At 60.3% G+C, this 9,293-nt stretch carries 7 protein-coding genes and 1 tRNA gene; 3 read left to right on the forward strand and 5 right to left on the reverse strand.

Annotated elements, in window-relative coordinates:
* Positions 1 to 25: 25 nt before the first annotated feature.
* Together P7F60_RS26115 and P7F60_RS26120 are read left to right on the forward strand one after the other, a co-directional pair.
* Positions 26 to 2,416 carry an AAA family ATPase gene (locus P7F60_RS26115; protein ID WP_094543303.1) on the forward strand — a complete coding sequence of 797 codons (2,391 nt, stop codon included), beginning with the start codon at positions 26 to 28 and terminating at the stop codon, positions 2,414 to 2,416.
* Complete coding sequence (locus tag P7F60_RS26120; RefSeq protein ID WP_094543304.1) at positions 2,413 to 4,290, forward strand: UvrD-helicase domain-containing protein; 1,878 nt, start codon at positions 2,413 to 2,415, stop codon at positions 4,288 to 4,290. Before P7F60_RS26115 ends, P7F60_RS26120 begins: the two co-directional genes overlap by 4 nt.
* 76 nt (positions 4,291 to 4,366) lie before the next feature.
* On the opposite strand, the gene P7F60_RS26125 is transcribed toward P7F60_RS26120, so the two are convergent.
* From P7F60_RS26125 to P7F60_RS26140, 4 genes are all read right to left on the reverse strand, one after another.
* Complete coding sequence (locus P7F60_RS26125) at positions 4,367 to 5,101, reverse strand: hypothetical protein (protein ID WP_094543306.1); 735 nt, start codon at positions 5,099 to 5,101, stop codon at positions 4,367 to 4,369.
* Positions 5,102 to 5,143: 42 nt separating this feature from the next.
* On the reverse strand, positions 5,144 to 6,070 hold the full coding sequence (locus tag P7F60_RS26130; protein ID WP_064332037.1) for a DUF4238 domain-containing protein: 927 nt from the start codon (positions 6,068 to 6,070) through the stop codon (positions 5,144 to 5,146).
* 203 nt (positions 6,071 to 6,273) lie between these two features.
* Positions 6,274 to 6,789, reverse strand: a complete 516-nt coding sequence (locus P7F60_RS26135) for a GNAT family N-acetyltransferase (RefSeq protein ID WP_064332036.1) — start codon at positions 6,787 to 6,789, stop codon at positions 6,274 to 6,276.
* A gap of 3 nt (positions 6,790 to 6,792) precedes the next feature.
* A complete protein-coding gene (locus P7F60_RS26140) occupies positions 6,793 to 7,092 on the reverse strand; it encodes a DUF1778 domain-containing protein (RefSeq protein WP_064332035.1) in 300 nt (99 codons plus the stop codon).
* Positions 7,093 to 7,604: 512 nt separating this feature from the next.
* Between P7F60_RS26140 and P7F60_RS26145 the strand changes: the two genes are divergently transcribed.
* Positions 7,605 to 9,260 (forward strand): recombinase family protein, encoded by a 1,656-nt coding sequence (locus P7F60_RS26145; protein ID WP_084438349.1) that lies wholly within the window; start codon positions 7,605 to 7,607, stop codon positions 9,258 to 9,260.
* Here the strand turns inward: P7F60_RS26145 and P7F60_RS26150 are convergent.
* Positions 9,217 to 9,293 (reverse strand) — tRNA-Met (locus tag P7F60_RS26150). The genes P7F60_RS26145 and P7F60_RS26150 overlap by 44 nt on opposite strands.

The raw sequence follows: 9,293 nt of genomic DNA on the forward strand, positions 1-9,293 counted from the left end.
AGCACGAATCGGGAGGGCGGGAACGATGCATTTAAGGAAGCTTGCTGTCCGCAACTTTCGACGGCTACAAGATGTTGTTATCGACTTCGCATCTGATATTTCCATCTTCGTCGGCGCTAATAATAGTGGCAAGACGTCCGTCGGCCACGCACTCCAGCTCTTCACCGGCCATGGCCGTTTCAACATCCATGATTTCAGCGCGGATTTATGGCCGGGGATCGTGGCATTCGGTGCGGGCGACGACAGTCTGGCGTTGCCGACCATGGAAGTCGATATTTGGCTGGAAATCGGGGCGGAGGATGTTCATCGTGCCATTGACCTGCTGCCTAGTCTCGCTTGGGACAGCACCCTCGTCGGGATGCGTGTTGCCTATGCGCCGATAGACCCTGACGCGACACGTGACCGTTTCATTGAGGCCCGCGAGCGCGCGCTCGCTGCAGTCGAGAAAGATGCGAACGGCGCTCCGGTGTTTGACCCGGCGCCACGACACCTTCGTGATTATCTGCGCGATACTCTGCATGATGAATATGAGCTGCGCTACTTTGTGCTTGATCCGGCGCGGTTCGACACCGACATGGTCGCCGAGGACGGCTACATACCCTCGTCGCTTGCGGGTCGGGATCGCAGCGGCCGCGAAATTCTCAACAGCATCCTGCGCATCGATTTCCTGGACGCCCAGCGTCACCTGTCCGACAGCGCTGGAGGAGGTCGGGCCGAGGACCTGTCGCGAGTCCTCAGCCGCTTCTACGGGCGCAATCTTGAGCAGAAGGGTGACGACCTCGAGGCGCTTCGCGCATTGGCTCAATCGGAGATCGCGCTCAACCAGCATCTGGAGAGAGTGTTTGAGCCGACCTTGAAGAGCTTATCGAAGCTCGGATATCCCGGACTCTCCAACCCTCGCATGATGATCCGCTCCGCGCTCGATCCGGCACAGATCATGAGCAGCCGTGATGCGGCCTTGGTCCACTATGCGCTCGGCCCAGACGATGGTGCGGCCGATCCCCCGACATTGCCTGACCGCTACAACGGGTTAGGGTTCAAGAACCTCATATTTATGGTCGTTGAACTGCTCGACCTCCATGCGCAATGGCTGGCTATCGAAGAAAACCGTCCGCCGGTCCATCTGATCTTCATCGAGGAACCAGAGGCGCACCTGCACGCGCAGCTCCAGCAAGCTTTCATTCGCAAGGTGATGGACATCCTCGCGCTCAAGGGTGTCGACCGGACCGCTTACACAAGCCAGGTCGTCGTCACCACGCACTCGACCCATATCCTCTACGAGCGAGGCTTTCGGCCGATCCGCTATTTTCGGCGTTCGCGCGCGAACGCCGAGTCGACGTCCGACGTGCTCAACCTTTCTGCATTCTACGACAGCACCGCCCCGGATATTCGCACCTTCCTTGAACGCTACCTCAAGCTCGCGCATTGCGATCTGTTCTTCGCAGACGCCGCCGTGCTCGTTGAGGGCAATGTCGAACGGCTATTGCTGCCGCAAATGATCGAGACTGCTGCTCCGCGACTGCAATCGACATATCTCACCATTCTAGAGATTGGTGGCGCTTTCGGCTACCGCTTCAAGGCGCTGATCGAATTTCTCGGCCTCACCACCCTCATAATAACCGACCTTGACAGTGTGTTCGGTCCAGCGGTCTTGGCCGAAGGCGAAGACGCCGTCGTAGGCCAAGCTGGTGGGCCCACGGAACAGAGTGAGGCTGCCGCACAGGAGGAGCCCGATCTCGGCGCCGCTGACGAGGATGATGAAGGCGAAGAGGCGGCGCCAGCGGCGGGCGACAAGCCGGGCAAGGCCTGCATTGCCGGGCATCCAGGCGCGGCGACCTCCAATCAGACGTTGCTGCAATGGCTGCCTAAATGCGGGACCGTCGAGGCGCTCTGGGATGCGACGGCCGACGACAAGACTCAGGCTCGTGTGAATGACGATGACGCGCTTGTTCGGGTTGCCTATCAATGCCGCACTGACGTCAGTTGGGGTCACGATACGGCCGCGCTCGCAGGACGAACGCTTGAGGAGGCTTTCGCGCTTGAGAACCTCGAGTGGTGCCAGCACAAGGATCGCCGGCTGCTTCAGTTGAGGATCGCGAAGAACGACGAAAAGACGCTGGCTGAGCTCGTCAGCCGTATCCACAAGCGCGTTCAGGCGAAGAGTTTCAGCAAGACCGACTTTGCTCTGGCGTTGCTAGCTGAGGATCCGACCAAGTGGATTGTGCCGGAATATATCGCAGAAGGGCTACGTTGGCTGGAGGGTGAAATCGCGCCACCCGAACCGGAACCTGATGACGAGGACGAGAGCGAAGACGAAGGCAGCGATGGTGGGGCTGACGGCGAGCACGGCGACACTGGCGCTGAAGGCGCCGTCCACCTCGCCGTGTCCGCCGCTGGCAACGGTTTTGCCGCATGACCAGTCGCATCGGCAGCCCGGACACACCCGCGGACGTCGAGGTTCGTGCCTGTCTTGATGGAGAAGTTCCCCGTTCCTTCGTGATGGTCGCAGGGGCCGGCTCCGGCAAAACAACCTCGCTGATCAAGGCCCTTGACCATCTCGCTCGAACCCGTGGCCCTTCTCTGCGTCGCGCGGGGCAGCAGATCGCCTGCATCACCTATACAGAAGTCGCTGCCGGCGAGATTTCTGAGGATGTCGGCGTCTCGCCGCTATTCCACATCTCAACGATCCATAGCTTCCTGTGGTCGGTGATCCGGCCGTTCCAAAGCGACATTGCAACCTGGGTTGGCGTCAGAATCGAGGAGAAGATCGCCGAGCGGCGAGCGCATTACGAAAAGCCACGCACGCAGCCACGAACCAAGGCGCGGTTAGAGATCGAGATCGCCGAACTCGAGGCTCAGTTGGGCGCGATTGCGTCGGTGGATAGGTTCACCTACGGCACTGGCAGCAGCTATGCCGAAGGTATTCTGGGTCATGATGACGTCCTCAAACTGACGCCCTATTGTGTCGGCGCGCATCCACTGTTGCGCAGAGTGATCGCCAGCCGTTTCCCATTCATCTTTGTCGACGAAAGCCAGGACACCAACCCGGAAGTTGTCGAGGCATTGCGCTCGATCGCAGCCGAGCAGCCTAGATTGTGTGTCGGATTTTTCGGCGATCCGATGCAGAAGATCTATATGAGCGGCAGCGGCGCTGTTCCGCTTGACGAAGGCTGGGCAAACATCAGCAAGCCGGAGAATTTTCGTTGCCCGACGTCAGTTCTCGCGGTCGTCAACGCCATCCGCGCCGGCGGCGACGGTCTCGTCCAGACACGTGGACGCCGGATCAAGGTCGGCGAAGTAGAACAGCCCGTGGTTGGCACGGCCAACCTGTTCGTTCTGCCGGCCGACCATCAGCGAAGCGCTCGCCTCGCCGCGGTTCGTGCATGGCTCGCAGCGCAAACCGAAGACGAGCTTTGGCTGAGCGATGTCTCCGAGGGCGATGTCAGGCTGCTGGTCTTGGTTCACCGGATGGCCGCCGTCCGGCTCGGCTTTCCGAGCCTCTACTCTGCGCTCAACGATCACGCCCCGACCAGCTTTGCCGAAGGAATCGCTGACGGCTCCGCCTGGCCGCTTCGACCTATAGCGCAACAGATCCTGCCGATCGTCTCGGCAGTTCGGCAAGGCGACCGCTTTACGGTCATGTCGATCCTGCGTCTTGCCAGCCCCAAGCTCCAGCCCGATCGCCTGCGTGGCCAGCCAGCGGCGGCTGTGCTGACAGGACTGCAGCATGCGGTCGATCACCTTGTAGCGATGCTTGCTGACGGTTCGCAAGCGACAGTCGGCGCGGTAATGCGGCACGTCCACGATACGGAACTGCTTCGACTGGATGACCGCTTCGGACCGCATCTCGTTGACGGGCCGGTGGACGACGGTAGCAGCGGCTTCGCAAATGTTCAGGCTTTACTCGCCTGTAGCGTCAACGAGCTCTGGGCGTACCGCCGCTACTTCACCGAGGAGTCGCCGTTCGCGACGCACCACGGGGTGAAGGGAGCGCAGTTCGAGCGGGTCCTCGTCGTGGTGGATGACGAGGAGGCGGCGTTCCACCAATACTCTTACGGGAAATACTTCGGCTACGTACCGCTTTCTGAGAATGACCAAGCCCGGATTGAGGCTGGCGAAGAGACGGTCCTCGATCGCACCCGGCGTCTTTTCTACGTATGCTGCTCACGCGCCATGACGGATCTTGCCGTGGTGCTCTTCGTGCCGGACGTGCCGGCGGCGCTCGCCGCAATCGCAGAAAAGGGGTTGTTCCCGGACACCTCGATTTGGGGCGTTGAGGCGCTCGCCTGATCAACGGGAGCGAATCGCACCACCGTGGTATCCGTTTCGGCGCCATGAAAACAGCGACTGCCTCAGGCCGAAGGCTTCAAGAGGTGAAGGCGGGGATATCCCAACCGGGAGGATCGTAGATCTTCGAACGTTTGATCTGGCCCGAGAAGCCCGTCGCTTTCGCGATTGCCGCCCTGTCGGCCTTCCAGCCCCGTCGATCCCGGTTCGGATCGGCCATGATCTGTGTGATCATATCGTGAGGGTCGACCGGATACCGATAAAGACCGCGGGGATCGCAGTTGCCCGCATCGCCGAAGTGGTGCAAGCGTATTTCGGCCTCGTGCTTGAAGGCCCGACGCTTGAGAAGAAGCGATCGGACGAGTCCTCGTGCCGAGATTTCCAGGCGTCCGTTGTTGGCCAGATATTCCTTCAGGACCGGCTCGGTTTCATAGCTGACGGCGCCTACAAAACAGGTGTCTTGAGGCATGCGAGGGTGAGCTGCGGCAAGCGATGTCAGCAGTTTGCGTGGCGTCGAACGGATACGCAGATACCTCTTACTCGGATCGTTCGCATAAATTCCCCACATCGCTTCCGAGAGGCTGTGCCGCGTCCAGCATTGGCCGACGAAATCATCCTTGAAACCGTAATCGAACCGTTCTCCATCCAACGTTCCGCCGAGGTTGAGCTGGAAATTCTCAAACTTATCCTTCCAATTGCTGATCTTGCTCAGGACGTTCTGGCTGTCGCTGAACAGCGTGAAAACGTACTCCTGCGGCATGATGCGATAGATGTGTTGATCGAGTTCCTTGTCGTCCAGATTCAGGAAATTCATTCTTGTTGTTCCCCCCATTATGACACTCCTAGTTCGAACACGCTATTTGGCCTGACGCGCCGCTTCGTCTCGTCGCCGTTGAACGATGCTTTCCATCAGACGCGGCTGTGGCGTCCTGCCGAAGCGGTTCTGAATGAAGCGCGCCTGATTCTGATCCATGCCGTAGACGAACCGCGATGCGCCTTCGACGACCTGCCGATTGCATTCCTTCACGAGAGCGATCTGGTTTGTGCGCAGGACTCCATCGAGAAAGCCGCGATCATGGGAGGCGATGAAGAGAAGGCGCGGACCAATCGGCAGCGCGATATGGTCACCCTCCTGATCGAGGCCATTCGTCCTGATTATCGGGCGGTCGGAGGTCAGGAATGCGGGGGCGGCTGGCGGTGATTGCAGCACGCGCCAGTCCATTTCGTTGATTTTGCCGCCAACGCTGTCGTGGTCGACCAGGGAATAGAAGACCTGGAACTGATGGCGTTCCTTGATGCCTAGCGGTTGGCCGGCGAGGAACTCGGCAAAGGTCTCTGGATCTTCAGCGCCGCGCGCAGCCTGATAGCGCGCTTCAGCGTCAGCGTCGGTGCGGCTGAAATCCTCGTGCCACCATTCCCTGAAAGCCTCGATATCCTCGGGGCAACGCAGCAGCAGCGACAGGAGAAACCTCGTCCACGCCGAGCGGCTATGGCTGTCCCAAGGCGCCTGGTGGCCGTGTCGTTCGAGCATGGTGAGCGCGTTGGACGCCCAGGTATCGAGCGGCTTGAAAAACTTTTCTTCAACCTGCTGCGCAAGGCTCGGCTCAAAGCCCTTCAGTTCATACAGGCGCTCCTGATACCCGGTGCGATCAGGCATGATCCTTCTCGCGACGATGTCATGACGCGGTTTGGTGAACTCCGTGACCTTGCCGTCGCCACCCGCCCATCTTCTCAGGTAAAACGCTGGAATATAGTGATGCTTCGTTGGAGGGTTTGACGTCATGTACTGTATTAAGCCGATTTCGCGATATTACCTCAAACGATAACAAGTACAGAATGTGATTTCACCGGAAATTCTTGCCTTTCACCGTTATCTCGCCGATGTTGGCGTGACCGTCCGACAAGGTCCGGCCCCGGAACGGGCTCGGCAGCAGGCCGCGCGGATCTGGCGCCGGAGTACCGTGATGGTGCGCGTCCCCGCATCCGCTAAATGCCGGTTTGGGCGTCAGCGAGTGAGGCTGCGATCGCGGCCATCGAGCGGAAAAGAACAAGCGGATCGTCCCGCGTGGGAAGGAAACCACGCCGTTGCCAGAACTGCGCGGCTTCATTATCCACGGCGTTGACCATCAGCGCGCGCCCGCCGATCAGACTTGCGGCCTGAACGCAGCGCTGAAGCGCATGCTTTACCAGGCCCGTGCCAATGCCGCGCCCCGACCATTCCGTATCGGTGGCAAGCTGGCCGAGAAGAAGGCAGGGGACCGGATCGGGCGGCTGACCAGTGCGGATCGAGCGCGGCAGCACTCCCGGGACAACGGCGGTCGGAGCAAGACCGTAGTAGCCGACGACACGTCCAGCCTCGTGAACAACGAGAACGGCCGTGAAACCCTTCTGCTGATTGGACAGAGCGCGTGTCTTCAGCCAGTGATCAAGCGTCGGGTTTCCACAGGAGAACTCCGACACGTCATGCGTGGCGGTGAGTGGTTCGGGAGCCGATAGCGCCACGATTTACCGCTTGGGCTCATAACCGGCTTCCCAGGGCGCCGGCCGCCTGGCCAGTTCGACCATTTCGGGAACCGGAGCTGCCGGGGCGGCGAGAACCTCTATGAATCCGGCGAACCCTTGCGGGCTCATGCGGATCAGGCTTTGTTCCATGACGACTTCTTCGGCCGCACGCACCGCAGCGTCACGCACGAAGTCGGTTCGCGAGCGCCCACGCAGCGTTGCCGCGCGATCGATCATCGCGACATCCGCTTCCGGCAGTCGCATCGAGATTGGATATTCCTTACGTTCGGCATTGGCGGCCATAAATTTTCTCCTTGACCGCATGATAAGAGATTGTATCGTAAAACGCAATACGCTACGATGGCGTTCATGTTGAGCGATCTGAAAAATGCCATCTCGGTGCGACCGATGGTCGGTTCGGAGACAAAAGCGAACAGGTTATTTCGCTATGCCACAGCGCGCGGACGTACGCCGCGCCGCGCCAGCATACGCCGGAACACAGCAATAGTCGCCGAGCATTCTATCGTGTTTTCAGTTGCTTATACTTCATATCCGGCAAACTCTACCGGGCATGAGCGTGCGATCAACCCATACTCCGGCGAAAATGAAGAGAAGCGAGCGCGAAGAGCTGCTCGAATCTCTTCTGCTCAACGAACCGGAACTTACCTTTACTCCTCGTGGCGATCCCGACCCGCGGCTTTTGCGTTTGGTGGACTTTTTGGCGCGGCAAGCTGCGCGGGAATGCTACGCGGAGGAAGTGAAGGCGACGAGGCGACGGGGGAAGCGCGCCTCTTGATGCAGAGAGGAGACGCGCATTGAAGATCGCGATCTACGCCCGCTATTCGTCCGACAGTCAACGCGACGCGTCCATCGCCGACCAGTTTCGGATGTGCCGCCTTCATGCTGAGAAGCAGGGTTGGACCATTGTCGAGGAATACTCTGACCACGCCGTTTCCGGCTCCAGCATGATCCAGCGCGCTGGCATCCAGGCGCTGATCATGGATTCCAGCCGCGGCCGTTTCGACCTGGTCATGGCCGAGGCGCTGGATCGGATCAGCCGGGATCAGGAAGACATCGCCGGCATCTACAAGCGCATGCGCTATGCCGACGTGAAGATGCTCACCCTGTCGGAGGGCGAGATCAGCGAGTTGCATGTCGGGCTCAAGGGCACGATGAACGCGCTCTTCCTGAAGGATCTGGCCGACAAGACCCGCCGCGGGCAGCGTGGCCGTGTTGAGGCCGGAAAATCGGGCGGCGGCAATTCCTACGGTTATGACGTGGTAAAGAGGTTCGACGCCAACGGCGAACCGATCCGCGGAGACCGCACGATCAACGAGGCTCAAGCCGAAGTCGTCCGCCGCATCTTCCGCGACTATGCCGCCGGCAAGTCGGCCAAGACCATAGCCTTCGCGTTGAACAAGGCGGGTATCGCCGCCCCGTCCGGCGGAGATTGGGGCTTCAGCACGATCAACGGCAACCCCAAGCGGGGGAACGGCATCCTCAACAATGAGATGTATGTCGGCAAGATCGTCTGGAACCGCCAGCGCTTCGTGAAGGACCCCGATACAGGCAAGCGCCAGGCTCGCCCCAATCCCGAATCCGATTGGGTCGTTCAGGAGGCGCCGGAGCTGCGCATACTCGACGACGATCTCTGGAAGGCCGTGAAGGCGCGACAGGGCGAAAACCGGACGGAGAGGGACGAGAGCGGTGTCGCCGATATCCGCAAGATGAACTATCGCCGCCGACCCAGGTATCTCTTTTCCGGCCTCACGCGTTGCGCTTGCTGCGGGGGCGGCTATTCGGCGATCTCAGCCACATTGATCGGTTGCTCGACAGCGCGCAACAAGGGAACCTGCGACAACCGCGTCAACATCCGGCGCGAGGAACTCGAAGCACGGGTGCTCAACGCGCTCCGGACCCGCCTCGTTGATCCCGAACTGTTCGCCCGGTTCTGCGAGGTGTTCACCCAGGAAATGAACCGGCTGCGCATGGAAGGCCGCGCGGGGATCGCCGCGGCCGAGGCGGAGGTCGCCAGGATCGACCGGGAGCTCGATACACTGCTCAACCTGATCCTCAAGGGCGGCGCAGCGGATGCGATCAACGCGAAGATGGTCCTGCTGGAAGCCCGGAAGAAGGAGCTGGCGCTGTTCCTAGCCGAAGCCGAAGAGCCGCCTCCACTTCTCCATCCCTCCATGGCGCTGCAATATCGCAACCGCGTCCAGCAGCTCTACGAGGCCTTGCAGGATGAAGAGGAAGAGACGCGGATAGAGGCAGCGGACATCCTGCGCTCTCTCGTGGACAGGATTTTGCTGACCCCTGTCGAAGGTAAGGTGGAGATCGACGTCCAGGGCGATCTCGCTGGAATCCTTATGATTTCCGCCCAAACGAAAAACCCCGCCGGTGGGCGGGGTGGATCGCAAGTAAAGATGGTTGCGGGGGCAGGATTTGAACCTGCGGCCTTCAGGTTATGAGCCTGACGAGCTACCGGGCTGCTCCACCCCGCG

Source organism: Rhizobium sp. YJ-22, from assembly GCF_029601685.1.
In the GTDB taxonomy this organism is placed as follows: domain Bacteria; phylum Pseudomonadota; class Alphaproteobacteria; order Rhizobiales; family Rhizobiaceae; genus Metarhizobium.